Annotated in this window: 21 protein-coding genes and 2 pseudogenes; 14 read left to right on the forward strand and 9 right to left on the reverse strand. The window is 64.6% G+C overall.

Annotated elements, in window-relative coordinates:
* The first annotated feature begins 31 nt into the window (after positions 1–31).
* Both IVA87_RS12475 and IVA87_RS12480 read left to right on the forward strand, forming a co-directional pair.
* Positions 32–256 carry a hypothetical protein gene (locus IVA87_RS12475; RefSeq protein ID WP_247333714.1) on the forward strand — a complete coding sequence of 75 codons (225 nt, stop codon included), beginning with the start codon at positions 32–34 and terminating at the stop codon, positions 254–256.
* A 259-nt stretch (positions 257–515) separates the two neighbouring features.
* Positions 516–782 (forward strand): hypothetical protein, encoded by a 267-nt coding sequence (locus tag IVA87_RS12480; RefSeq protein WP_247333716.1) that lies wholly within the window; start codon positions 516–518, stop codon positions 780–782.
* Between the two features lie 183 nt (positions 783–965).
* Here the strand turns inward: IVA87_RS12480 and IVA87_RS12485 are convergent, their stop codons facing one another.
* Together IVA87_RS12485 and IVA87_RS12490 are read right to left on the reverse strand one after the other, a co-directional pair.
* Positions 966–2,582 (reverse strand): hypothetical protein, encoded by a 1,617-nt coding sequence (locus IVA87_RS12485; RefSeq protein WP_247333718.1) that lies wholly within the window; start codon positions 2,580–2,582, stop codon positions 966–968.
* 37 nt (positions 2,583–2,619) lie between these two features.
* Complete coding sequence (locus tag IVA87_RS12490) at positions 2,620–3,912, reverse strand: adenylosuccinate synthase (RefSeq protein ID WP_247333720.1); 1,293 nt, start codon at positions 3,910–3,912, stop codon at positions 2,620–2,622.
* 423 nt (positions 3,913–4,335) lie between these two features.
* Between IVA87_RS12490 and IVA87_RS12495 the strand changes: the two genes are divergently transcribed.
* The 3 genes from IVA87_RS12495 (at position 4,336) to IVA87_RS12505 (ending at position 7,458) form a co-directional block, all read left to right on the forward strand.
* A complete protein-coding gene (locus tag IVA87_RS12495; protein WP_247333722.1) occupies positions 4,336–5,268 on the forward strand; it encodes a DMT family transporter in 933 nt (310 codons plus the stop codon).
* 179 nt (positions 5,269–5,447) lie between these two features.
* Positions 5,448–6,383 (forward strand): DMT family transporter, encoded by a 936-nt coding sequence (locus tag IVA87_RS12500; RefSeq protein WP_247333724.1) that lies wholly within the window; start codon positions 5,448–5,450, stop codon positions 6,381–6,383.
* 97 nt (positions 6,384–6,480) lie between these two features.
* Positions 6,481–7,458: a tripartite tricarboxylate transporter substrate binding protein gene (locus tag IVA87_RS12505; protein WP_247333726.1), complete on the forward strand. Its 978-nt coding sequence runs from the start codon at positions 6,481–6,483 to the stop codon at positions 7,456–7,458.
* 177 nt (positions 7,459–7,635) lie between these two features.
* Here the strand turns inward: IVA87_RS12505 and IVA87_RS12510 are convergent, their stop codons facing one another.
* Positions 7,636–9,321, reverse strand: coding sequence for a methyl-accepting chemotaxis protein (locus IVA87_RS12510; RefSeq protein WP_247333728.1), 1,686 nt, complete (start codon positions 9,319–9,321; stop codon positions 7,636–7,638).
* Between the two features lie 232 nt (positions 9,322–9,553).
* Between IVA87_RS12510 and IVA87_RS12515 the strand changes: the two genes are divergently transcribed.
* The 5 genes from IVA87_RS12515 (at position 9,554) to IVA87_RS12535 (ending at position 15,461) form a co-directional block, all read left to right on the forward strand.
* A complete protein-coding gene (locus IVA87_RS12515; protein ID WP_247301619.1) occupies positions 9,554–10,597 on the forward strand; it encodes a C-terminal binding protein in 1,044 nt (347 codons plus the stop codon).
* 84 nt (positions 10,598–10,681) lie between these two features.
* Positions 10,682–12,031, forward strand: a complete 1,350-nt coding sequence (locus tag IVA87_RS12520; RefSeq protein ID WP_247301617.1) for an extracellular solute-binding protein — start codon at positions 10,682–10,684, stop codon at positions 12,029–12,031.
* A gap of 140 nt (positions 12,032–12,171) precedes the next feature.
* Positions 12,172–13,128 carry a sugar ABC transporter permease gene (locus tag IVA87_RS12525; RefSeq protein ID WP_247301616.1) on the forward strand — a complete coding sequence of 319 codons (957 nt, stop codon included), beginning with the start codon at positions 12,172–12,174 and terminating at the stop codon, positions 13,126–13,128.
* Positions 13,121–14,020: a carbohydrate ABC transporter permease gene (locus IVA87_RS12530; RefSeq protein WP_091888289.1), complete on the forward strand. Its 900-nt coding sequence runs from the start codon at positions 13,121–13,123 to the stop codon at positions 14,018–14,020. The genes IVA87_RS12525 and IVA87_RS12530 overlap by 8 nt, the downstream gene beginning before the upstream one ends.
* Before the next feature lie 85 nt (positions 14,021–14,105).
* Positions 14,106–15,461 (forward strand): esterase-like activity of phytase family protein, encoded by a 1,356-nt coding sequence (locus IVA87_RS12535; RefSeq protein WP_247301614.1) that lies wholly within the window; start codon positions 14,106–14,108, stop codon positions 15,459–15,461.
* A gap of 129 nt (positions 15,462–15,590) precedes the next feature.
* Here IVA87_RS12535 and IVA87_RS12540 read toward each other — a convergent pair whose 3' ends face one another.
* The 6 genes and pseudogenes from IVA87_RS12540 to IVA87_RS12565 form a co-directional block, all read right to left on the reverse strand.
* Positions 15,591–16,424: an energy transducer TonB gene (locus IVA87_RS12540; RefSeq protein ID WP_247333737.1), complete on the reverse strand. Its 834-nt coding sequence runs from the start codon at positions 16,422–16,424 to the stop codon at positions 15,591–15,593.
* A complete protein-coding gene (gene exbD, locus IVA87_RS12545) occupies positions 16,424–16,870 on the reverse strand; it encodes a TonB system transport protein ExbD (RefSeq protein WP_247301611.1) in 447 nt (148 codons plus the stop codon). Before exbD ends, IVA87_RS12540 begins: the two co-directional genes overlap by 1 nt.
* Positions 16,871–16,874: 4 nt before the next feature.
* Entirely contained in the window at positions 16,875–17,651 is a 777-nt protein-coding gene (gene exbB / locus IVA87_RS12550) for a tonB-system energizer ExbB (protein WP_247333739.1), read from the reverse strand.
* Positions 17,652–17,677: 26 nt separating this feature from the next.
* Positions 17,678–18,194 (reverse strand): annotated as a pseudogene (hutX, locus tag IVA87_RS12555) (heme utilization cystosolic carrier protein HutX).
* A 25-nt stretch (positions 18,195–18,219) separates the two neighbouring features.
* Positions 18,220–18,555, reverse strand: coding sequence for an antibiotic biosynthesis monooxygenase (locus tag IVA87_RS12560; protein ID WP_247333741.1), 336 nt, complete (start codon positions 18,553–18,555; stop codon positions 18,220–18,222).
* A gap of 90 nt (positions 18,556–18,645) precedes the next feature.
* Positions 18,646–20,997 (reverse strand): TonB-dependent hemoglobin/transferrin/lactoferrin family receptor, encoded by a 2,352-nt coding sequence (locus IVA87_RS12565; protein ID WP_247333742.1) that lies wholly within the window; start codon positions 20,995–20,997, stop codon positions 18,646–18,648.
* Between the two features lie 262 nt (positions 20,998–21,259).
* On the opposite strand from IVA87_RS12565, the gene IVA87_RS12570 reads away from it, so the two are divergent.
* The 4 genes and pseudogenes from IVA87_RS12570 to IVA87_RS12585 all read left to right on the forward strand — a co-directional run bounded on the left by IVA87_RS12570 (position 21,260) and on the right by IVA87_RS12585 (position 24,306).
* Positions 21,260–21,466, forward strand: a complete 207-nt coding sequence (locus IVA87_RS12570) for a hemin uptake protein HemP (RefSeq protein ID WP_247333743.1) — start codon at positions 21,260–21,262, stop codon at positions 21,464–21,466.
* A 5-nt stretch (positions 21,467–21,471) separates the two neighbouring features.
* Positions 21,472–22,425 (forward strand): hemin ABC transporter substrate-binding protein, encoded by a 954-nt coding sequence (locus IVA87_RS12575; protein WP_247333744.1) that lies wholly within the window; start codon positions 21,472–21,474, stop codon positions 22,423–22,425.
* A complete protein-coding gene (locus IVA87_RS12580; RefSeq protein WP_247333745.1) occupies positions 22,422–23,507 on the forward strand; it encodes an iron ABC transporter permease in 1,086 nt (361 codons plus the stop codon). Before IVA87_RS12575 ends, IVA87_RS12580 begins: the two co-directional genes overlap by 4 nt.
* Positions 23,504–24,306 (forward strand): annotated as a pseudogene (locus IVA87_RS12585) (heme ABC transporter ATP-binding protein). Before IVA87_RS12580 ends, IVA87_RS12585 begins: the two are co-directional and overlap by 4 nt.
* The last annotated feature ends 24 nt before the right edge of the window (positions 24,307–24,330 follow it).

Raw genomic sequence — 24,330 nt, forward strand, 5'->3', positions numbered from 1 at the left:
GGACCGGAACCCGCGAACGGAGTGTGAAGCCATGCTGCGCGATGAACAACTCTCGATCCTGCGGGACATCAGCCAGTCCGTTGCCTTCGCCGACGATCGCCACGGCAAGATCGGCGAACTGATCGCCGATGGTTATGTGATGAAGGACGGCGATCTGTTCGAACTCACGGCCAAGGGCGTGACCGCGGTCGAAGAACACGCCGCATCACTCGGCACGAGCGATGCGGCGCAAGCGAGCCATCGCCCGATCGGTTGATCTGGCCGCGCGCGCCGGCTTTGCGTGACTCGCGCGCAACAATTGCAAATTCCTTCACGCAGACCATTGCAGCTCCGTGACAATGGCGCATACTTCGCTCGGGCGGCGCAGCACTTTCGATTCGAACATCAAGTAATCGAGCGACCACATGCGGGACCAAAGTTCCCGACGTGAAGGCTGTGACATGCGGCAGATCAAGCCGCGTGCGGCGCCCCAAAATCAAGTGGCTCAAGCCCACGAACTCGGGGACCCATTCCGCATGACACGCTATCAGACGATCGCAACTCTCTTCGCCGTCGCCGCCACCGCCATCGCATTCCAGACATCACCTGGTCTCGCCTTCTCGTCCGAAGCGCAGCAGATGTGCTCGGGCGATGCGATGCGGCTGTGCTCCAGTGAAATTCCCGACATCCCCAGGATCAGGGCCTGCATGGTGCGGAACAAGGCACATGTCAGTCCCGGCTGCCGCGCCGTGATGGATCGCGAGCACGCCGCATCGCGCAAGCGGGAAGCCGCCGCGCAGTAAGGCCGTTCAATTTCGGTTGCACCGCTGACCGCGAGAGAGCTTGCTTCACCTCTCCCGTAGAGCGAGGTCGAAGCGCATCGCAGGTGCGATCCGGGTGAGTGGTTGCAGTCTCACAAGATGGCGCGGCCGCTCACCCGGATTGCTGCAATCCGAGATCTCCCCCGCTGGGGAGAGGTGAAGAGCTCAATCGCCCCACTGCGCGAACGCGTCGTTGAAGACGCGCTCGCCGGGGGCGCCCTTCTCGATCGCGATGATGGCGCGGCGCTGATTGGCGTAGACCAGCGGCACGTCGAACCAGGAGCGCTCCTTCAGGAGCTGGACGTTGCGGGCACGGTCGGCGTCGACATTGGAGAGGCCGACCAGGAAGAAGCCATCGGTGACCTTGACGGCGAGGCCGGCGAGCGGCGTACCGCGCGCCTGCTCGTTCGACTTCATCAGGATGCCGGGCACGTTGGAGACGCTGCCGCCCGGAAAGTCCTGCGGAAGGATGAAAGTCAATTCCGCGGTGTGGCTCGCCGGCAGCGAGGAATCGGTGTTGCGGCGGAACGACATCGTCATCTTGAACTTGCGGTCGGGGATCTCGATGTCGGCGCGCACGGCGATGTCGGCCTTCTGGTTGCCGGACGCCTTGATCGGCTCCAGCCGCCACACCACCGAGCCGACATATTGCTTGCCCTTCGGATCGGACGGATCCTCGTCATAGAGCACGACCTTCTGCGCCACCGGCGCGACCGGCTGGTCGCTCGCCGAAGGCTGGCCGACCCGATCCGGGATCTTCGGCTTGCTCTGCGGCTGGGCCGGATTCGGCGCCTCCACCACCTGGGTCGCGGACGGCTTGAGAAAGCCGTTGACGATCTGGACCAGCTGCTTGCCCCAGAGGATGCCGGCCCCAACCAGGATCAGCACGATGCCGACGGCGATCGCGCTCTTGAACGGGAAGGCGGAGCCGGTGCGGACGCGCTTCTTGGCGTCGCGCTCGGCTGCAATGCGCGCACGCTGCGACGGCGGCTGCGGCGTGTAGCGCTCGGCCTCCTCGACCGACTCGTCGTAGGAATAGGGCGCCTCGGACTCGCCGGTGCGGTTTTCCAGGCTCGGCTCCAGCCGGTCGAACTCCGGTGAGGGCGAGGGCACGTTGGCGTAGGTGCGGCGCGCGGCGCGGCTCGCCTGCGCGGCGGCGCCGCCGAGATCGTTGGCATCGGCCGTGATGTCGCGGAAGCCGCGCACGCCCGGTGCGGGTGGTAACGGTGGCGGCGGGCCCATGTCCGGCGGGCGGCGCGCACCCGCGCGATCGCGTCCGGCCGGTGGAGGCGTCTGCGGCTCCGGCAGCGGCGGCGGAGCGGACGGGCCGGGCTGGCGCGGGGCGTCAAAACGCGGCGCACGCGGCGGCCGCGGCGCGTCGCCCTGATCGTCAGCACCAAAGGATGGGCGGTCGGCGCGCGGCGGCGTCGGGGCCGGACGCGTGCGCGGCGGGGCCGGCTGAGATGCGGGAGCGTTGGCCTCGGCCGCGCGGGCGCTGGCCCGGCGGAAGGCATCGCCGCTGCCGCCCGGGCGAGTGCCCCCACCGGGGCGCGAGGCCTCGCGGGCGCGCTGGGCGGCCTCCGATTCGACCTTGCGGACGGCCTCTTCCAGCGACAGCCGTTCGCGGGTGATCTCGGATTCGGAGAGCGGCGGCTGCACGCTGCGGAGCTGCGCGATCAGCGCCGTGCGCGCCCGCTCATAGAGCGCGCGACGGCTCTCGCCGGGAGCGTTGGGGTCCAGGGCGGCAATAGCGCGGGCGATCAGCGGATAGTAATCAGCCATTTCAACTCAACTATACGCGCGTCCTGGTAAGATATCGTTAAGCTTCAAACGGATTTTGCACCAGGATAGTATCTTCGCGTTCGGGGCTGGTGGAAAGCAGCGCGACCGGGCACCCCACCAATTCCTCGATCCGGCGGACATATTTGATGGCCTGGGCCGGCAGGTCGGCCCAGGACCGTGCGCTGGCGGTCGGCTCCTTCCAGCCCTCGATCGTCTCGTAGATCGGCTCGACCCGGCTTTGCGCGCCCTCACCGGCGGGGAAATGGTCGATCTCCTTGCCGTCGAGCTTGTAGCCGGTGCAGACCTCGATCGTGTCGAAGCCGTCGAGGATGTCGAGCTTGGTCAGCGCCAGGCCGTTGATGCCGCAGGTCCGGACCGCCTGGCGGACCAGCACGGCGTCGAACCAACCGCAACGGCGGGGCCGACCGGTGTTGGTGCCGAACTCGCGGCCGCGCTCGCCGATCTTGCGGCCGGTCTCGTTGTCCTGCTCGGTCGGGAACGGGCCCTGGCCGACACGGGTCGTATAGGCCTTGCACAGGCCAAGCACGTAACCGACCGCGCCCGGCCCGAGGCCGGCGCCGGTCGCCGCCTGCGCCGCCACCGTGTTGGACGAGGTGACGTAGGGATAAGTGCCGTGATCGACGTCGAGCAGCGCGCCTTGCGCGCCCTCGAACAGCATGCGCTTGCCTTCGCGCCGCTTGATGTCGAGCAGCCGCCAGACCGTCTCGGCATAGGGCAGCAGCTGCGGCGCCATCGCCATCAGCTCTTTCAGGATCACCGCGCTGTCGAATTCCGGCAGGTTGAGGCCGCGGCGCAGCGCGTTGTGATGCGCCAGCAGGCGATCGATCTTGTGCGGCAGCGTCTGATGATCGGCAAGATCCATCAGGCGGATGGCGCGGCGGCCGACCTTGTCCTCATAGGCAGGTCCAATGCCGCGGCGCGTGGTGCCGATCGCGGTCGCTGCGCTGGCGGATTCGCGGTGCGCATCAAGCTCGCGGTGCAGCGGCAGGATCAGCGTGACGTTTTCCGCCACGCGCAGATTGTCAGGGCTGACATCGACCCCCTGCGCCCTGAGCTTGGCGACCTCGTCGAGGAAGGCGGCGGGATCGAACACCACGCCGTTGCCGATCACGGACAGCTTGCCCTCGCGCAGTACGCCGGAGGGCAGCAGCGCGAGCTTGTAGGTCTTGCCGTTGATCACGAGCGTGTGGCCGGCGTTATGGCCGCCCTGGAAGCGGACGACGATGTCCGCCTGCTCCGACAACCAGTCGACGATCTTGCCCTTCCCTTCGTCGCCCCACTGGGCGCCGACGACGACAACATTGGCCATTCGCGGGTAATCCCTGTTCAATCTGTCTCTAGGAGGCATGATCCTCGCGGAAAACCGGTGCCCACTCTTCCGGGATCATGCCTGCGCCCAGCCCAATCGGCGGCCGGAGCCGCCCGCACGCAAGGCAGCCAACCGGATAAAGGAAGCAGCCCCTCTAGGCAAGCAAGAACGGGGCTTTTTCGGGGCTCGGAAGGCCATCCAAGCCTTTGATATCCCCCGAAAATCCAGAGACCTTCCAGAGCCGAGCCAAAGCCTCGACCAAAGCGCTAGACGCGATCTCGGCCGCTGCATGGTCGCGATGCATCCGTCCCCCATTGATGCAACCCCGATTTCCGTGTCTTTGAACGGCGCCGGGCTATGAACCGGCCCGGATCTCGCCGGGCCGGAAGCCTCGGCGCATGACGCGGGGCCATAGCAATCACAATGTCTGCCACGGGCCAGAGCACAGGCGCCGAAACCGCCGGCCAAACCTGGATTGCCAACCAGCCTTATCTGTTGCTCAGCATCACCGCGCTGTGCTGGGCCGGCAACGCCATCGTCGGTCGACTCGCCGCCGGTCACATCCCGCCCGTGACGCTGTCATTCCTGCGCTGGTTCTTCGCCTTCCTGCTGGTGCTGCCGTTCGCCTGGAAACATCTTGCGCAGGACTGGCCCGCGATCCGCGGCCGGCTCGGCCTGATGATCACGCTCTCGATCACCGGCATCGGCGCCTTCAACACGCTGCAATATTGGGCGCTGGAGCATACCCAGGCGCTGAACACGCTGCTGCTCCAGTCTGCCGCCCCGCTGATCGTGGCGCTGTGGTCGCTGGCCATTCTGGGGATCAGGCTCACCGCGGCGCAGGCATTCGGCGTGCTGCTGTCGATGTGCGGCGTGCTCACGATCCTGCTGCATGGCGACTTCACCACGCTGTCGAACATCGAGTTCAACAAGGGCGACCTCATCTTCATCGTCGCGCTGGTCATTTTCGCGCTCTATTCGGTACTGACCCTGAAGCGTCCGCCGATGCACGGCCTGTCGTTCCTCGCCTTCACCTTCGGCTGCGGCGCCGCCTGCCTCATTCCGCTGGAGATCTGGGAATTGTTCGCGCGCCCCGTGATGAAGCTCGACGGGCCGAACCTGCTGACTCTATTCTACGTCGCAGTGTTCCCCTCGGCGCTCGCCTATCTCTGCTTCAATCGCGGCGTCCGCCTGATCGGCGCCAACCGCGCCGCGCCGTTCTTCCATGTCGTGCCAGTGTTCGGCTCGATCATGGCGATCGTGTTCCTGGGCGAGCACCCGCAGGCCTTCCATTTCCTCGGCTTCGCGCTGGTGCTGGCGGGCGTGTTCGTGGCGTCACGGAAGCAGGCGAGTTAGCAGCGTATCCAAGCGGACTGCTGCCATCACCTCTCCTCTTGCGGGAGAGCGGAAGAGCACATTGCGTCCAACATATTAACCGCCAATGACGCCTCCTCGGGTCATGCGTGCATTGTAGCATTGCGGCCGCGTGACTTGTGTCATGACGGCAATCCGGCGCAAGCTCGTCTCCGACGCCAATGACGATCGCTTCGCCCGCGCCACCGGCCTCCAATACGGCCAGTTGGCTCAACAACCAGCCTTATCTGCTGCTGAGCCTGAGCTCGTTGTTCTGGGCCGGCAACATCGTGCTCGCGCGTCATGTCGGCGCGCATGTGCCGCCGCTGACCGTGACCACAATCCGCTGGTTCGGCGTGTTCCTGATCCTGTTGCCGTTCGCCTGGCCGCATCTGAAGCGCGACTGGCCTGCCTTGCGCAACAGCCTGTCCCTGATGCTGTTCCTGTCGCTGGTGGGATTTGCCTTCAACAACGCGATCTCGTACTGGGCAATGCAATACACGGAGGCGCTGAACGCGTTGCTGATCCAGTCGGCAGGTCCGCTGTTCGTGGCGCTGTGGTCGCTGGTGCTGTTCGGGGTGCGGCTGACCGGTGCGCAGTTCGCCGGCATTGCGATCTCGCTTCTCGGCGTGCTGATCATCATCCTGCGCGGTGATCTCGCCGCACTCGCGAGCATCAGCTTCAACAGAGGCGACATCATGTTCGCCTCCTCGCTGGTGGCGTTCGGTCTCTATTCGGCCTTCATCCCGCGCCGGCCAAAAATTCACCAGCTCTCCTTCCTGTCCTTCACCACCTGCTGCGGCGCGACGATGCTGCTGCCGACCGCGATCTGGGAGGCCCTAAGCGGCCGCGTGCTGCAGTTCGACGGCACGACGCTGGCAACCCTCGGCTACATCCTGATCTTCCCCTCGACGCTGGCCTATCTCTTCTTCAACCGCGGCGTCGCGCTGATCGGCCCGAACCGCGCCGCGCCGTTCTTCCATCTGGTGCCGGTGTTCGGCTCGGCGATGGCGATCCTGCTGCTCGGCGAAAAGCTGCAGCCGTTCCACCTGATCGGCTACGCGCTGGTGCTCGCCGGGGTCGTGATCGCCTCGCGCCAGGGTTCGGCGGCGAAGTAATTCCGCGGCGCGGAGACACGGCGGCAAACTCACCGCTTCCGATTTCAATGAGGAGACGCTAGGTTCCCCGCTAACGACAAAGAGGGAACGTCCAGACATGATTTCAGTGTTGACTCGAAACCTGCGTGCCATCGGCGCGGCCGCATTGTGCCTCGCCGCCGCATCCACGGCCGAGGCCGACAATTATCCGAGCCGCAACATCACGCTGGTGTTGCCGTTCGCGGCCGGCAGCGGCACCGACACCACGACGCGGCTGATCTCGCAGCATCTGTCGCAGGCGCTCGGCGTCGGCATCGTGATCGAGAACAAGGCAGGCGCCAACGGTATGCTCGCCGCAACCTACGTCGCGAAGGCCGCTCCCGACGGTTACACGCTGCTGGTGACGACCAACACCACGCATTCGGCCAATCCCTATCTGCTCAAGAGCCTCACTTACGATCCGGTCAAGGATTTCACGCCGATCGCGCGCACCGGCGACCTGCCGTTCATGCTGGTCGTCAACCCGGAAGTGCCGGCCAAGACCGTTGGCGAGCTGGTCGCCTATGGCAAGGCAAACCCAGGCAAGCTGAGCTACGCTTCAGGCTCGTCCTCGGCGATCGTGTCCGGCGCGACCTTTGCCCACAATGCCGGGCTCGACCTGTTGCACGTGCCCTACAAGAGCTCGCCGCCGGCGCTCAACGACGTCATGGGTGGCCGCGTCTCGATGATGTTCGTCGACATCCTGACCGGCCTGCCGCATGTCAACGGCAACGCGCTGCGCGCGCTCGCGGTCACCACCAAGGAGCGCTCGCCGCTGGTGCCGCATCTGCCCTCGATGCAGGAGGCCGGCGTGCCGGACTTCGACATCTCGTCATGGCAGGGCTATTTCGGCCCGGCCGGCATGCCCAAGGAAATCGTAACGCGGCTCAATACCGAGATCAGAAAGATCGTCGAGAATCCGGAGATCAAGGCCAAGCTCGCCACCCTCGGCATGGACGCCTTCTCGGGCACGCCGGAGCAGCTTGGCACCTTCGTGAACGAGCAGCTCGTGTTGTGGGAGAAGCTGATCACGAACGCGAAAATCGAGAAGCAGTAGGCGGGCTCCTCGGACAATGTCATCGTCCGCGGAGATCCAGTATTCCAGAGGCGGCTGTATTTGAAACGAGGCCGCGGCGTACTTCATGCCCCGCCTTCGCGGGGCATGACAGTCGAGAGAAAAGGGTGGGCAGGACGCTTTGCGTCTTGGCCCACTCTACGAATTCAGCGCACGGGCTTACGCCGCGCGCACCTTGGCGAGGAAGCTGTCCACGGCGCTGCGCAGCGCGCCGGACTGGTTGTCCAGCTCGCGGGCGTTGGTGAGCACGTCGCTGGCTGCACTGCCGGTCGCTTCCGCGGCCGACGTGACGCTGCCGATATGGGCGTTGATCTCGCTCGAGCCCGCCGCAACCGACTGGATGTTGCGGGCGATCTCGCGGGTCGCTTCGCCCTGCTGCTCGATCGATGCGGAAATGCCGGCGGTGATCTCGCTCATCTCGGCGATCGTCTGGGTGATGCCGGTGATGGCGGTGACCGCGTCGCTGGTCGAGGTCTGCATCGCCGCGACCTGCGCGGAGATCTCCTCGGTCGCCTTCGCAGTCTGGTTGGCGAGCGCCTTGACCTCGGAGGCGACGACCGCAAATCCGCGGCCGGATTCGCCGGCGCGTGCCGCCTCGATGGTGGCATTGAGCGCGAGCAGGTTGGTCTGGGCCGCGATCGAATGGATCAGCTTGACGACCTCGCCGATCTTCTCGGCGCCGGTCGAGAGCACCTGCACGGTGGCGTTGGTCCGCTCGGCATCGCTGACGGCGCGGCTGGCGACTTCGGTCGAGCGGGTGACCTGGCGGGAGATTTCGGCAACCGAGCTCGACAGCTCTTCGGCGGCAGCGGCAACCGTGCCGACATTGCCAGAGGCCTTTTGCGAGGCAGCGCCGACCGTTGCGGCACGCGAGGAGGCATCGGTCGCGGTCGCAGTCATCGACTGCGCCGTGCTCTGCATGCCGGCGGCGGCCGAGGAGACCGAGCGGACGATGCCGTTGACGCTGCGTTCGAAGTCGTTGGCGATGTCTTCCATCGCGCTGCGACGTTCCGCCGCGGCACGCTCCTTGGCATCCGCCTCGGTCTTCTCGATGTCGCGGATGCGGACCGCATTGTCCTTGAAGATCTGCACGGTGGAGGCCATCGCGCCGACTTCGTCGCCGCGGCCGACGCCGGGAATGTCGCCCTCGAGCTTGCCATCGGCGAGGTCCTTCATACGAGCGCCGAGCAGCGCCAGCGGACGGCTGATGCCGCGGCCGATCAGCCAGGCGACGCTGCCCGCAACGATGACGATGCCAAGCATGGCCAGGCCGAGCAGCCAATAGACCGGGCCCATCCTGGCGTCGATGTCGTCGAGATAGGCGCCGGTGCCGAGATACATGTCGAAGCCAGGCACGGCGACTGCATATCCGATCTTGCGGATCGGCTTCTCCTGGCCGGGCTTCACATATTCATAATACAGCAGGATCGAACCCTTCGCCTTGACGCCGTCCATCAGCTCGAGCGACAGCTTGCGGCCGTTGGTCACGACGTCCATGCGGTTGGTGCCGATCTGCTTCGGATCGGGCGCAAGCTGGGTGATGCCGTCATACGACGTGCCGAACAGGTAGCCCGCGCCGTTGTCATAGGTCATCGCGTTACCGTAGCGGCGAAGTTCGGCCAGGGCCGCATCCTTGGTCAGCTCGCCGGCATCGACGCGCTTCTTCAGAGCGCCCGCGTAGTTGCGTGCCAGCTCGACGATAGCCTTGGCCTGATCGATGCGTGCATTCACCATCTCCTGCTTCATCAGGTAGCCGGCAAGGACACCGGAGATGCACAGGCCCAACAAGGTGACACCGACAAGAATGCCGAGCTTCGGGGCGATCTTCAGATTGCTCAATTTCACGGGATGGCTCCGGCAATGACGGGATACGGGCACGCGACCAGTTCGATCAAAATCGAATCAACTTTTATGTGTGAGCCCTTATCAAGTTACTTACGGTCATCCGTAGAAGCCCGGACGCAGCCGCACAAACCGGCAATTTATCTCCGCACGCGGCCGCGTCGATTTCGCGTAAAAGACGCAAAGGTCAGCCACGAAGGCAGGCCACAACAAGAAACCAAATCGGGAGCAGAAAATGCCGAAATACAGGGTGGTGACGCCGAAGGGCGCGAGCTTCACGGTCGCGGGCAGCGATTACTCCTATGAGCGCGAGGCGCTCGATCCGATCGATGCCGAGATCGTCGAGGCGCCGGCCGACGAGGCCGGGTTCATCGCCGCCGCGAAAAACGCCGACGCCATCTATGCCAAGGGTATCCCGATCACCAAGAGCATCATCGACAGCTTAGAAAACTGCAAGGTCATTACGCTCGGCTCGGTCGGCGTCGACAGCGTCGACGTCAAGGCCGCCACCGCCCGCGGAATTCCCGTCACCAACATCCCCGACACCTTCATCGAGGAGGTCGCCGACCACGCCATGATGCTGTTGCTCGCGGGCTTCCGTCGCCTGGTCGAGCAGGATCGCATGGTGCGCGACGGCCGCTGGGCCGAGGGCCGGCCGGCGCTGCTCAAGATCCCGCGGCTGATGGGCCAGACGCTCGGCTTCATCTCGTTCGGCCGCGTCGCGCGCGCGGTTGCGAAACGCGCAGCGCCCTTCGGCCTGCGCATGATGGCCTATGATCCCTTCATCCAGGAAACGCTGATGTACGACCACGGCGTGATCCCGGCGACGCTGAACGAGGTGCTGTCGCAATCCGACTTCGTCTCGATGCACGCCCCCGCCCGGCCCGAGGTCCATCACATGCTGACCGAGAAGCACTTCCGGCAGATGAAGAAGGGCTCGATTTTCATCAACACCGGGCGCGGTGCCACGGTGGACGAGGAGAGCCTGATCAAGGCGCTCCAGGAGGGCTGGATCGCGCATGCCGCTCTTGACGTGCTGGAGAAAGAACCGCCCTCGCACAACAATCCCCTGCTCGGTATGGAGAACGTGACCCTGACCGCCCACGTCGCTTCGGCCTCGGCACGGTTCGACGAGGCGCGCAAGCGCCGCGTGGGCTACGAATTGTCACTGGTGCTTCAGGGCATGTGGCCAGTAAGCTGCGTCAATCCGTCGGTGCTGCAAAGCACCGCGCTCCGCCGCTGGCAACCGGTCAGCATGGATCGCGGGCCGAACAGCTAGGCGGCCGGCGCAAAGGCGCCGGAAACCGGAACGGCCCTTCACCGGCGATCAACGCCGGGAAGGGAGACATCAAGGGAGGAACTGATGAGGAACGACATCACGCGTCGTGATGCCTTGGCGCTGGGCCTGTCTGCTGCAACGCTCGCGGCCACCGGTGCTGCAGCGCAAACAACGCCATCAACGATCAAGGCTGCCGACGTGGCGGCACCGAAACTCGCGATTGAGAAGGGCGCGTCCTTGCGCATGCTGCGCCCGGTACGCTTCGTCCAGGCCGACGAGGACGTGTTCCGCGCCAACGCGGCAAAGTTCACGAAGGATACCGGGGTCGAGGTCAAGGTCGACTTCGTCGGCTGGGAAGATATCAATCAGCAGACCGCAGTGACCGCCAATTCCGGCGCCGGCCCCGACATCATCATCGGCTTCTCCGATGCTCCGCACATCTATATCGACAAGTTGATCGAGCTGACCGATGTCGCCGACTATCTCGGCAAGCGTTATGGCGGCTGGCTGCCGCTGGCGCAGCGCTACGGCAAGAAGAACAAGAGCGATACCTGGATCGGGCTGCCGTTCGGCGCCACGGCCGGCCCCCTGATCTACCGCAAGTCGGTCCTGCAATCGGTCGGCTTCGACAAGGTGCCGGAGGATCATGCCGGCGTCCTCGACCTGTGCCAGAAGCTGCACAAGGCCGGCAAGCCGGCCGGCTTCGCGCTCGGCAATGCCAAGGGCGATGGCAACGGTTTTGCGAGCTGGGCGCTGTGGTCGCACAACGGATCCCTGCTCGATGAAGAGGGCAACGTCACGATCAACAGCAAGGAGACCATCGCCGCGTTGAACTGGGTCAAGCAGCTCTACCCGACCTTCATCGCCGGCACGACGTCGTGGAACGACGTCAGCAACAACCGGGCCTATTCCTCGCAGGAGATCTCCCTGACCGCCAACGGCGTTTCGCTGTACTTCTCGCTGAAGAACGATCCGGCCACCAAGGCGATCGCCGAGGACAGCGAGCATCAGCTGCTGCCGAAGGGTCTGGCCAAGGTCTCTCCGATGGCGGGCCTGACGCTGAACGCCATGGTGTTCAAGCACAGCCAGTACCCCAACGCGGCGAAGGCATTCCTGCAATACATGCTGGAAAAGGACCAGTACGAGCCGTGGCTCAATGCCAATTCGGGCTACTGGTCTCAGCCGCTGGCCGCCTACGCCGAAGCAGCCGTGTGGTCGCAGGATCCCAAGGTGAAGCTGTTCAAGGACACGATGAACAGCACCTATTACGACGGCTACAAAGGCCCGATCTCGACAGCGACGGGAGCCGTCAGCGCCGACTACGTGCTGATCCAGATGTTCGCGTCCGTTGCGACCGGTGCTGCCACGCCGGAGGCGGCTGCCGCAGAAGCCGAGCAGCGGTGCAAGCGGTACTTCCGGCGGCAGGGCCGGTAAAAACTCACGACAAGGCAGCCGTCATTGCGAAGAGCGAGGCGACGACGCAATCCAGACCGGAACCGCGCAGACAGGCTGGATTGCCTCGCTTCGCTCGCAATGACTGCGGTAGCGACAGCCCAAGACAGGACGCCGAACCGATGTCCGTGACCACCTTCTCCTCCCCCGTTCTCGCACAGCGGCAGCCGAACTGGATTGTGCGCCTGTTCGACTACAAGCCGTTCCTGATCGCGATGTGTCTGGCGCCTGCGATCGGGCTGCTCGCGGTCTTCCTGACTTATCCACTCGGCCTGGGCATCTGGCTCGCCTTCACCGACACCACGATCGGCCGGCGCGGCATCTACGTCGGCTTCGAAAATTTCCAGTATCTCCTCACCGATTCTCTTTGGTGGAACGCGGTGTTCTACAGCGTGGTCTACACGGCGGTCGCGACCTTCGGAAAGTTCGCACTCGGCTTCTGGCTCGCGCTGCTGCTCAACAACCATTTTCCGTTCAAGAGCGTGCTGCGTGCGATCATCCTGCTGCCCTGGATCGTGCCGACCGTGCTGTCGGCGCTGGCGTTCTGGTGGATCTACGATCCGCAATTCTCAATCATCTCGTATCTGCTGGTCGACGTGCTGCATTGGCGCTCCAGCAACATCGACTTCCTCGGCTCGGCCTGGCCGGCCCGCTTCTCGCTGATCGCCGCCAATATCTGGCGCGGCATTCCCTTCGTCGCGATCTCGCTGCTGGCTGGGCTCCAGACCATCTCGCCCTCGCTCTACGAGGCTGCGATGCTCGACGGCGCCAGCGCCTGGCAGCGTTTCCGCTACATCACCTTCCCGATGATGATGCCGATCCTCGCCATCGTCATGACCTTCTCGATCATCTTCACCTTCACCGACTTCCAGCTGGTCTACGCCATCACCCGTGGCGGGCCCGGCAACTCGACCCATCTGCTGGCAACGCTGGCCTTCCAGCGCGGCATCGCCGGTGGCGAGCTCGGCGAGGGTGCCGCGATCGCCGTGTCGATGATCCCGTTCCTGGTGTTCGCGACGCTGTTCTCCTATTTCGGACTGGCGCGCCGCAAATGGCAGCAGGGAGAGAGCAATGACTGATACAGTCGCCCAACCGGCTGTCGCCGACGCGAAGGCAGCGCCCGACACGATGGCCTGGGACTCCGGGCTGCGGCGGCTGATGATGATCTATCTGCCGCTCGGCTGCTTCGTACTTATCCTGCTGTTCCCGTTCTACTGGATGGCGATCACCTCGTTCAAGCCGAACGCGGAGCTGATGAATTACAAGGAGCACAATCCGTTCTGGATCTCGTCGCCGACGCTGGCGCACATCAAGCACCTCTTGTTCAACACTGCCTATCCACATTGGCTGTGGACGACGATGCTGGTCGCGATCGGCTCGACCACGCTGTCGCTGATCGCGAGCACGCTTGCCGCTTACGCCATTGAACGCCTGCGCTTCCGCGGCAGCCCTTATGTCGGCCTCGGCATTTATCTCGCTTATCTCGTGCCGCCGTCGATCCTGTTCATTCCGCTCGCCACCGTCGTCGTGCAGTTCGGCCTGTTCGACTCACCGCTTGCCCTGATCCTGGTCTATCCGACCTTCCTGGTGCCGTTCTGCACCTGGCTCCTGATCGGCTATTTCAAGTCGATTCCCTACGAGCTCGAGGAATGCGCGCTGGTCGACGGCGCCACGCGGCTGCAGATCCTGAGGCGGATCACGCTGCCGCTGGCGGTACCGGGCCTGATCTCGGCCGGCATCTTCTCCTTCACGCTGTCCTGGAACGAGTTCATCTATGCGCTTGCGTTCATCCAGAGCGGCGCCAACAAGACCGTGCCGGTCGCGATCCTGACCGAGCTCGTCACCGGCGACGTCTATCAGTGGGGTGCGCTGATGGCCGGCTCGCTGCTCGGCTCGCTGCCGGTTGCGATCTTCTACTCCCTGTTCGTAGATTATTACGTGTCGTCGCTGACGGGCGCGGTAAAGGAGTAGATGGCCACTGCGGCGTTTGGCCCGGCTTCACAAAACTGCAATGTGCCGTCCGCATAAGGCGTGCGTCCGCCAACCGGAGACGCACATGCGCGCGACTTTTCTCGGCACCGTCGCAACGATCATTCTCACCGCGAGCGCCGCGCTCGCGCAGAGCGAAGGTGAATTCCCCGCCAAACTCGTCGGCCACGTGGTGATGCCGGCCGAATCGTTCATCGACGCACCCGCCGATGCGCCAGCCGATCTCAAGACCTCGGGCAAATATACGACGGGCAAGCGCGTCGACGCGCTCGGCACCGTGATGGGCAAGTCCTATGAGCGGGCGACGGGCGTGTCGCTGCCGTTTAGGGGCCAGCCGCTGCAGGGTCATTCCGGCATCAAGACCATGCCGGACGGCACGTTCTGGGTCATCACCGACAACGGCATGGGCGCGCGTGCCAACTCGCCGGATTCGATGCTATACCTGAACCACTACAAGATGGATTGGACCAGCGGCAAGATCGAGCGGCTGGAGACCATCTTCCCGCACGATCCCGACAGACGCGTGCCGTTCCGCATCGTTCATGAGGATACCCAGAAGCGCTATCTCACCGGCTCGGACTTCGACACCGAGGGCTTCCAGATCATCGCCGACAGCTTCTGGATCGGCGACGAGTTCGGCCCCTATATCCTGAAGGCCGACAAAACCGGCAAGATCCTGGCCGTGTTCGAGACGGTCGCCGATGGCAAGCCGGTGCGCTCGCCGGACAATTGGGCAGTGGGAACGCCGGCCGCGCCGGGCGCGACCTACACGAATGTCAACCTCCGCCGTTCCAAGGGTTTTGAGGGCTTTGCATCGTCCAAGGACGGCAAATTCCTCTACGGCCTGCTCGAAGGACCGCTGTGGGACGCCGACAAGAAGGACTGGGAGAAGGTCGACGGCAAGGAAGCCTCCCGCATCCTCGAATTCGACGTCGCTGCCGAGAAATTCACCGGACGCTATTGGCAGTATGTGTTCGAACAGAACGGCAATGCCATCGGCGACTTCAACATGGTCGACCCGACCAGCGGCCTCGTCATCGAGCGCGATAACGGCGAAGGCACGGCCGACAAGTCTTGCCCGCAAGGCACCCGCGGCGAGAACTGCTTTCCTGACCTCGCCAAATTCAAGCGCATCTACAAGATCGAGCTCGCCGATGCCAATGTCGGCAAGCCCGTGCGCAAGATCGGCTATATCGACCTCTTGAAGATCAGGGATCCCGACAAGAAGGCGAGGACGCCGCTCAATGACGGCGTCTACACCTTCCCGTTCTTCACCATCGAGAACGTCGATCGCGTCGACGACACTCGCATTATCGTCGGCAACGACAACAATCTGCCGTTCTCGTCCAGCCGCGACCCCAACAAGGCCGACGATAACGAGTTCATGCTGCTCGAAGTCGCGGATTTCCTGAAGGCGAAGTGAGGCGACGCTCTCTCGATACGGTCATCGCCGGGCTCGATCGGGCGATCCAGTACGCCGCGGCGGCGGCGTCATACGGAAATGCCGCGGCGTACTTGATGCTCCGCCTTCGCGGGGCGTGACAACGGAGACTTATCGCACCGTAAACTCCACCGGAATCGTAAAGCTCATCGCGCCGTTCTTGACCTCGTCCGGGATCGGTGGAAACGGCGAGGCCTGGCGGATCATCGCCATGGCCTGAGCGTCGAAAGCGGCGACGCCGGACGAACCACTGAGGCGGCTGGAAGTGACCTGCCCGCTACGAGCAATCGTAAAGCTCAGCCTCGCGATGCCGCGCTGACCGCCGCCAGAGGACGGATATTGGTGGAAGCGCATCAGATGCGCGCGGACGCGCTGATTGTAGGATGCGATCACGGAGGCCACCGCGCCGGCGTTCTGGGCCGATGCCATCGCCGCCTCGCGCTCGGCGCGCGGGGCTGCGCTGGTGCGCGGCGCCGGCGGCGCTTCCGACGGCTTTTTCGCCTCGCGGCGAGCCACCTTAGGCTTCGCCGGCGCCGGCTTTTCGACCGGGACGATCTTCGCCGGCTCGGGCTTGGCCGGGGTCGGCTCCAATCTCTGCTCGGGTGGCGCTACAACGTCCGGCTTTTCCTGCGGCGGCGTCGGCGCGATCGTCTCCTCGGCCATCTGCTGCTGCACGGGCTGCGGCGGCGAAGCGTCGGCCTCCTGCATCGCCGGCCCTGGCGCGACATCGTCCTGCATCGATTGCGGCGCAGATGTCACCGCTGCCATGTCGATCATGATCGCCGGCAGGCTCACACCTTTCTCGGGCATCGCCTTGAGCCAGCTCATCGCAAGCAGTGCCGCGGCCATGTGAAGCGCCGCGATCACGCCCGCCGATAGGCCCCAGCGCGTGGTTTCCCTTTCGCCGAGCGGCTCGTGCAGGGCAAACGCGTTTGCGGAGGCCATCAGCTGCGCCCGTCGAGGCCGACCAGGGCGACCTTCAGGTAGCCGGCATTGCGCAAGCTGTTCATCACCTCCATCAGGTCGCCATAGGAGACCGCCTTGTCGGCGCGCAGATAAATGCGCTCGTCCTTGCGGCCCTTGGTGGCGGCAGCGAGCGAGGTGCCGAGCGCATCGCGGGACACAAGATCCTCACCGACGGCAATCGAAAGATCCGGCTTCACGGTGACGAAGATCGGCTTGTCCGGCCGCGGCGCGGGCTCGGCGGCGCTCGCCGGCAGATCGACCCCGATGTCGACGGTGGCAAGTGGCGCCGCCACCATGAAAATGATCAGAAGCACCAGCATCACGTCGATGAATGGCGTGACGTTGATCTCATGGGTGACGTCGAGATCGTTGGGATCACCACGCTTGAGCGGCGATCCCGAACGTGCGCCAAGCTTTGCGGACATGGCCCTACTCCGCCGCCCGCGCCAGGCGGAATTCTCCGTGGTCGCGCTGGCGGCTCACCAGCAGCATAAGCTGTACCGAGGCATCGCTGAGCAGCGCGCGGTAATTGGCGATGCCGCGAACGAGATGATTGTAAATCACGACCGCCGGGATCGCGGCGACGAGGCCGAGCGCGGTGGCAAGCAATGCCTCCGCGATGCCGGGCGCGACCACCGCAAGACTCGTGGTGTGGCTCTCGGAGATGCCGATGAAGGAATTCATGATGCCCCAGACCGTGCCGAACAAGCCGACGAACGGCGCGGTGGCGCCGATGGTCGCCAGCACGCCGGTGCCGCGCGCGATCTGCCGGGACATGGCCGCCTCGACCCGCTCCAACCGCAGCGCCACCCGCTCCTGGAGGCCGTTATCGAGCACGCCGCCGGAGAGCTCCGCCTCCTTGGCGCAGGACTGGATAAGCTGGGCGACCGCATCATGCGCATCGCCGGCCCGTGCCGCGGCCTCGGCCAGCGTCATGTTGCCTTCGAGCGCGCGCGTCCGGCGCAAAGCCAGCGCGTCCTTGCGGCGCAGCTCGATGGTCTTCGCAAGCCACACCGTCCATGTCACCAGCGAAGCCACGGCGAGGCCGACCATCACCGTCTTCACGATGATGTCGGCGCTGACGAACATGCCCCAGGGCGACAGATTGCGCGGTAACAGCGCTTCGTCGATCGCGAAGGCCGGTGTCGGCGCGAGCGCCAGCACGGATGTTACGATCATGTGCCGAAGCCTGGAATTGCTTTGCATCCTGATCTCCCGTCAGACAGACGAAGCTACGCGGTTGGCTGCGGCGCGATCCGGTCCGCGAGCTGCCTGAACCGCGCCAGTTGGTCCGCACGCAGCGCACGGGTCTCGTCGCGGCCGACGAAGACCTTGAACATGATGCCGCCATCGGCATTGACGAAGGCGACGAAGGCGGACGTCTTGCCCATGAAGGGACGCTCGACGAAGACGACGGCCGCGCATCGCTCGTGACGGAGATGGCCGTGCAATCCCTTCGGCTGCATCAGGTTGAAGTACCCGCGGCCGATCTCCCCCGCGGGAAGCGGCCCGGTGAACTCGAAGATCGCATCGTCCGTGTGCACGATCAGCGTGACCTCGCCCCATTCGGCAATATCCTGCATGGCGGCGGCGAAATGCTCACTGCCGCCCATGCGCACCATGGACGGCGGCAGCGCCTCGATCACAGCGCGCGGGGTGACCTTGCGGCTCGCGCGCAATATCCTCGATCACGGCGCCCGGATTGTCGGCCATATACGCCTTGAGATCGGCGAGATCGGTGCTCAACATGTCCAGCCCTTCATGATCGGCCGCCTCAGGCGGCCGCGTTCGCCTTGCGCTCAGTCATGATGACCTCGAACCCCTCGAACCTGGGATGGCCGAGATAGAGGCTTTCGCCGGTCTTGTTGTCGGCACGCGCATGTGCGCGGCGGAATTCCTCGGAGCGAGTCCAGGCCTCGAAAGCGGCCTTGTCGACCCACACCGTGTGCGAGGAATACAGCGTGTGGTCCTCCAGCGCCGGTCCTTTGAGCAAATGAAATTCGACGAAACCGGGCATGCTGCCGAGATAGGACTCCCGGCTGCGCCAGACGGTCTCGAACGCGGCTTCCGAGCCGAGCTTCACCTGAAAACGATTCATAGCGATGAACATGAAAGTCTCCTCTTCTGATCCAGACGAAAACGCGCCGAAGCCGCGCTGGAGCATCAGCGCGGCCCGGCGGAAGCTGTGGTGCCCTGCGGCTCACGCACCCCCAAAGTGGATCTTCAGGCCGGCCTTGTAGACCCTGCCCGGTCCCGGGCTCGTCCACAGCACGTCGTTCTGCGAGGTGCCATCGGTGGAGCTGCCGGGAATGGCATAAGGCCGGTAATACTGGTTTAGGAGATTGTCGATCGAGGCCGAGAACACGATGTCCCTGGTCGCATTGTAGGTCAGATACAGATTGACGAGATCGTAGCCGGTCGAGCGAATATAGTTGGCCGGCACGTCGTTATTCGGACCGAACGAAGCCCACTGCGCCGACACGATCAGGGTGCGATCAAGCAGGCGGACACCGCCGGTGGTGACGACCTTGGTTGGGCTGATGGTCGCAAGCCCGATATTGGTGGCGACGTTCTTGCCCTGGATGTAGTGACCGGCGAGGCCGATGAACCAGCTGCCCGCATCGTACATCGTCTCCGCCTCGAAGCCCTGGATGCGGGCATTGGCGATGTTCTGATACTGGTAGTGTTGGCTGAACGAGCCGAATGGCGGCACCAGGACCGGCGCCGAAGCGACGAGGTCGATATAGTCGCTGACATCGTTGCGGAACAGGTTGATCTTTCCCCTGAACGAGTCGGACGCGCTGAAGATGTTGTCATACTTCAGGTTGATACCGACTTCCTTGTTCTTGCCGACCTCAGGACGGAGATTCGGGTTGGGCAGGAAGCAGAACAGGCCGACGGTGCCGTCGGGGCAAGGAAAGAACGCCGGTCCGCCGCCGGTCGCGTGCGCGCCGGAAATCACGGTCTCGGTGATCGACGGGGCGCGATAGCCTTCGGCATAGCTGACATAAGGCTGGAAGCCCGCGATAGGCGTGACGCCCAAGGTGATCTTGGGTGAGAAGCGGTCGCCACCGGCACTGGTCCTGCCGGAATCGAGGTCGTAGCGGTCATAGCGGATCGCGCTCACCGCCTCGAACCAGGTGCCGTAGTTCTGCTTCAACTGAACGAAACCGCCCGACACGGTACGGATGCCGCTCGGCGTGGTGATGTTGGAGTTGCCGCGGCTGTCGCTCGTGATGACGTCGTCCTGAAACGCGTCGACGCCCCAGGTGACGGCGTTGCGCCAGTCGCCGACGTTGAAGCGCGTGGTGTTGTTGACGTCGATGCCGTAGGTGTTGAGGACATAGCCGCGTTTGTCGCCGACGCAGCCCGAGATGTTGTTGCCGAAATTGCCCGCGCCGCAATAGGCGGCGCCTCCGGTTGAATAGTGATAGGTCTTGGTCTGGTCGTTGTCGACGCGGTTGCCGTAGACCGACATGTGCCAATCGAACAGATTGTCGCTCGGCAGCGAATAGTTCCAGGTAATCGTGCCGGTGTAATTCTTGGCGTCGGAAGCGTAAACCGAGGAGCCCTGATAAAGCGCGCGCTGCGCCGCAGTTACCACCGGGCCCCGGTTGAACTGACCAATATCGTACTGATAATCTTGGAAGATGGCACCGAACTTGACCTCGTGACCGAGGGCCGGCCGCACCGTGAGCTTCATCAGCCCGCTTTCGACCTGGTTACCGGTGTTGCCGATCTCGGTGCCATTGCCGTCCTTGTAATTGCCCTGCGTGCGATAGACCGCGCCGCCGAAGACATCGACATCGGGCGTGGCGCGCACGCCGCCGAAGACCGAAGCGAGGCCGCGATTGTTATTGGAGCCGTAGGAGCCGGAGAGATCGACGCCCCAGCGCTCGCCGGGGCGTAACACGTCGTTGATGTCCTTGGTGCGGAAGGAGACCAAGCCGCCAATCGCACCGGAACCGTAGATATTGGCAGTCGGTCCCCGCACGACATCGACCCCGCCGATCAATTCAGGGTCGAGGAAGAAGGAGCCGTTGGCATTGTGGCCGGTGCGCTGGTAGTTCTGCCGCGCACCGTCGACCACGACCGCGACGCGGCCGAAATCCTGCAAGCCGCGGATGTTGATGACGGTTGCGGGATCGTCGCCACGCTCCTGGAACGACACGCCGGGCCCGGCATAGAAGATGCCCGACAAACGGTTGGGCTGAAGCCCCTGGATCTGGTCGAGCGAAATCGAGCTGACTGGCGCGAGCGCATCGATCGTCCGCTCCGGTGTCTTGGTCGCAGCGACCGTAATCGTGTCGAGCGTCTGAACAGGCGCGGCGCCTCCAGCCTGGGCGCGGGCGTTCATGACGTCGGGCGCTGCCTGCTGCGCAACTGGCGGCTTCACCGGCCTGCGCTTCGCTTGCTTCGGCCATTCCGAGGACGCACTTTCGGCCTGCGGCTGGGCGGCCTGTGCAAGCCCCCTCTCCGCCGTCATTGCCGCGATTGAAACCACCGACGCGCCCAAGATCAGGGCGCGCGAATACCTAGCCCCGTCAGCCATATCAGCCCCAGCCTGCACTTCACTTTAGTTTTGGAGTTTATTTGGCTGGCGTGCGTTCGCAACGCGAACGACTGGCTGGCTGTCTTTCGAAAGCACGCGGGGCACTCCCCGCTGCCATAATTGGTTACGTGGCAACACTCTGACCGTCAATGACATCGGGTTACAGTTTATATCGATTGTAAATTGCTGCCGTTGGAATGCGCCTCGCGCCCCTTATACAAAGCAAGACGTATCTGAATTTCGAAAGCGCATCACACCGACAATGTCAGCAACATCAGGAGACAGCAGCAGCGGCGCGGCGGGGTCGGCAGGAGGCCCTTCTGCAGCAACGAGAACCCTCACGATGCGAGGAAGCCGGATCGACAGCCGGGAGCTGTTTGCGGCCGAGCGCGAGATCATCATTGCGCATGGCGAGGACAACTATCGCCTGCGCCTGACCTCGCAGAACAAGCTGATCCTGACGAAGTGAACGCAATGACATTTTGTCGCACGATTGCAAGCCTCCTGCTCTCCGGCACGTTCGCGCTCGTGTCCGGCGCGCACGCCGCCGGTATCACCGTGCACGACGCGCGCAATCGCGACATCGCCATCACCGATTTCGCGCGCACGGTCTCGATCGGCGGCGTCATCACCGAAATCCTCTATGCACTCGGCCTGGAGAGCCGGCTGGTCGGCGTCGACACGACGAGCCTCTATCCGGCGGCGGCGCTGCACGACAAACCCAATGTCGGCTACATGCGCCAGATTTCCGCCGAAGGTGTGCTGGGCCTCAACCCGACGCTGATCCTGGCGATCCAGGGATCGGGCCCGCGCGAGACCATGGACATCCTGGAGGGGGCGAAGGTACCGCTGGTGCTGGTGCCCGAGACCTTCTCCGAGGAAGGCCTGATCGAGAAGATCAAGCTGGTCGGCCATGCCATGGGCGTCGATGCGCGCGCCGAATGCCTGAGCACTGCGGTCGGCACCGATCTCGCGCAGCTCCGCGCGCTGCGTGCCAAGGTGACGAAGCCGGCGCGCGTGATGTTCGTGATGTCGCTCCAGAACGGACGCGCCATGGTCGCCGGCCGCAAGACCGCGGCGGACGAGATCATCCAGCTCGCCGGCGCCGCCAACGCCGTCGACGATTATGATGGTTACAAGATCATCGGCGACGAGGCGATCGTGGCAGCCAAACCCGATGTCGTGCTGTCGATCGAGCGCGGCAAGGATTCGCTCCAGGCCGAAGCGGTATATGCCCATCCCGGCTTTGCGCTGACGCCGGTTGCGTCCAACAAGAGTTTCATCACCATGGACGGGCTCTACCTGCTCGGGTTCGGGCCGCGCACGGCCGCGGCCGCTCGCGATCTCTCCGTCAAGCTCTATCCGACGCTGGCCGAACAGGGCGGCGCGTTCACGTCGGCCCTGTCGGCCGCGAATTGCCGGCAATGAATGTGGCGGTCGGGACGGATGCGCAAGGCCGGCGACGACGCGCCGCACGAGGACGTGCCGCATCGTTCGCGCTTCCCCTTCTGGTTGTGCTACTCGTGCTCACCGCCATCGTTGCGCTGACGGTTGGTGCGGCCGGTATTCCTCTCTCGCGACTGCCTGCTGCGCTCGGCTTTGCCGGCAATACGATTGCCGACGCGATGACGGCGCGTGACCAGCTCGTGCTGTGGTCGATCCGCATTCCCCGGATCGCAGCGACCGCGATGGTCGGCGGCTTGCTCGCCGCGGCCGGCGCGATCATGCAGGGACTGTTTCGCAACCCGCTCGCCGATCCCGCGCTGGTCGGCGTTTCCAGCGGCGGCGCGCTCGCGGCGGCGAGTGCGATCGTCTTCACCGATTCACGCTTCGGCGAAGCGCTGCGCTTCCTCCAGACCGAGCTGTTGCCGCTCGCGGCCTTTATAGGTTCGCTGACGACGACCGCGATCCTCTACGGCATCTCCAGCCGTGCCGGGCGAACCTCCATCGCGATCTTCCTGCTCGCCGGCGTCGCCATCACCGCCATTGCCAATGCCGGCATCGGGTTGCTGGTGTTCGTCGCCGATGACCGCCAGCTCCGCGACATCACCTTCTGGCTGCTGGGCTCGATGAGCGGCACGACCTGGACCAAGGCCGCCCTGCTCACGCCGATCCTGGCCGTCGGGCTTGCGGCCTGCACCTTCATCGCGCGCGGGCTCGACCTCCTGGTGCTCGGCGAAGCCGACGCTTTTCACGGCGGAGTCAACGTCGAGCGCCTGAAACGGATCTCGATCGTCATGGTTTCCGCCATGACCGGCGTTGCGGTGTCGATCAGCGGTGTCATCGGCATCGTCGTGCCGCATCTGCTCCGTCTGGTCGTCGGACCGGCGCATCGCCTGCTGCTGCCCGCCTCGGTGCTGCTTGGCGCTATTCTGATGGTCGGCGCCGACACGCTGGCGCGCACCATCGTGGCGCCTGCGGAGATGCCGATCGGCATTTTGACCGCCGCCGTCGGTGCGCCGGTCTTCCTGGCCATCCTGCTGCGGCAGCGTGGGCTCGCCTCGCTATGAGCGCCGTGATCGAGGCGCGATCCTTAAGCAAGCACGCCGGCCGCGCGACACTGCTCGATGGGGTTGGCTTGCATGTCGCGGTCGGCGAGACGGTCGCCATCATTGGCCCGAACGGCGCCGGCAAGTCGACGATGCTGCGGCTGCTCTCCGGCGATCTCCGCCCGAGCGAGGGCGAGGTGCGGCTGAAGCAGCGCGACATCAGCAGCTTCACGCCGCGCGAGCTCGCCGTGCGCCGCGCCATGCTGTCCCAGCACATCAACGTCACCTTTCCCTTCACGGTCGAGGAGATCGTGCTGATGGGCGCAGGCGATCGCAGCTCGCGCGAGGCGAGCGCGCTCGTCGATGCCGCACTGGACGAGGTTGGCCTCGCCCATTTCAGAGACCGGCAATTGCCGACACTGTCCGGCGGCGAGCAGCAGCGAGCCCATTTCGCCCGCGTGCTGGTGCAACTCGCCTGCGGCGAGGCCGAACACGGCCCGGGACTTCTGCTGCTGGACGAGCCGACCTCGAGCCTCGACCTGCGCCACCAGATCGACCTCGTCGAAGCCGCGCGCCGCCGCGCGGCAGGTGGCACGGCGGTGGTCGCAATCCTGCACGACCTCAACCTCGCGATCCGCTTCGCCGACCGACTGATCGTGCTGAACCGCGGTAAGCTCGCAGTCGACGGCCGCGGGCCGATGTCGTCACGCGCGAGATCATCCGCGACATCTTCGAGATCGATGCCGCCGTGCACCAAGGCGGCGACGGCGTACCGTACGTGCTGCCGCAATCGATGCGAGCGACTGGGCCTACGCGATGATGCCCAGTTGATTTGCGCAGAGCT

Origin of the sequence: Bradyrhizobium sp. 147, from assembly GCF_023073935.1 — a bacterium.
Classification (GTDB): domain Bacteria; phylum Pseudomonadota; class Alphaproteobacteria; order Rhizobiales; family Xanthobacteraceae; genus Bradyrhizobium.

Coding starts and splice junctions, on each gene's coding strand:
- IVA87_RS12570 (WP_247333743.1), top strand. CDS start 21,260: ATGTCAGCAACATCAGGAGACAGCAGCAGCGGCGCGGCGGGGTCGGCA.
- IVA87_RS12480 (WP_247333716.1), top strand. CDS start 516: ATGACACGCTATCAGACGATCGCAACTCTCTTCGCCGTCGCCGCCACC.
- exbD (WP_247301611.1), bottom strand. CDS start 16,870: ATGTCCGCAAAGCTTGGCGCACGTTCGGGATCGCCGCTCAAGCGTGGT.
- IVA87_RS12490 (WP_247333720.1), bottom strand. CDS start 3,912: ATGGCCAATGTTGTCGTCGTCGGCGCCCAGTGGGGCGACGAAGGGAAG.
- IVA87_RS12540 (WP_247333737.1), bottom strand. CDS start 16,424: ATGGCCTCCGCAAACGCGTTTGCCCTGCACGAGCCGCTCGGCGAAAGG.
- IVA87_RS12485 (WP_247333718.1), bottom strand. CDS start 2,582: ATGGCTGATTACTATCCGCTGATCGCCCGCGCTATTGCCGCCCTGGAC.
- IVA87_RS12505 (WP_247333726.1), top strand. CDS start 6,481: ATGATTTCAGTGTTGACTCGAAACCTGCGTGCCATCGGCGCGGCCGCA.
- IVA87_RS12535 (WP_247301614.1), top strand. CDS start 14,106: ATGCGCGCGACTTTTCTCGGCACCGTCGCAACGATCATTCTCACCGCG.
- IVA87_RS12565 (WP_247333742.1), bottom strand. CDS start 20,997: ATGGCTGACGGGGCTAGGTATTCGCGCGCCCTGATCTTGGGCGCGTCG.
- IVA87_RS12475 (WP_247333714.1), top strand. CDS start 32: ATGCTGCGCGATGAACAACTCTCGATCCTGCGGGACATCAGCCAGTCC.
- IVA87_RS12580 (WP_247333745.1), top strand. CDS start 22,422: ATGAATGTGGCGGTCGGGACGGATGCGCAAGGCCGGCGACGACGCGCC.
- IVA87_RS12520 (WP_247301617.1), top strand. CDS start 10,682: ATGAGGAACGACATCACGCGTCGTGATGCCTTGGCGCTGGGCCTGTCT.
- IVA87_RS12495 (WP_247333722.1), top strand. CDS start 4,336: ATGTCTGCCACGGGCCAGAGCACAGGCGCCGAAACCGCCGGCCAAACC.
- exbB (WP_247333739.1), bottom strand. CDS start 17,651: ATGCAAAGCAATTCCAGGCTTCGGCACATGATCGTAACATCCGTGCTG.
- IVA87_RS12560 (WP_247333741.1), bottom strand. CDS start 18,555: ATGTTCATCGCTATGAATCGTTTTCAGGTGAAGCTCGGCTCGGAAGCC.
- IVA87_RS12530 (WP_091888289.1), top strand. CDS start 13,121: ATGACTGATACAGTCGCCCAACCGGCTGTCGCCGACGCGAAGGCAGCG.
- IVA87_RS12515 (WP_247301619.1), top strand. CDS start 9,554: ATGCCGAAATACAGGGTGGTGACGCCGAAGGGCGCGAGCTTCACGGTC.
- IVA87_RS12575 (WP_247333744.1), top strand. CDS start 21,472: ATGACATTTTGTCGCACGATTGCAAGCCTCCTGCTCTCCGGCACGTTC.
- IVA87_RS12525 (WP_247301616.1), top strand. CDS start 12,172: ATGTCCGTGACCACCTTCTCCTCCCCCGTTCTCGCACAGCGGCAGCCG.
- IVA87_RS12500 (WP_247333724.1), top strand. CDS start 5,448: ATGACGATCGCTTCGCCCGCGCCACCGGCCTCCAATACGGCCAGTTGG.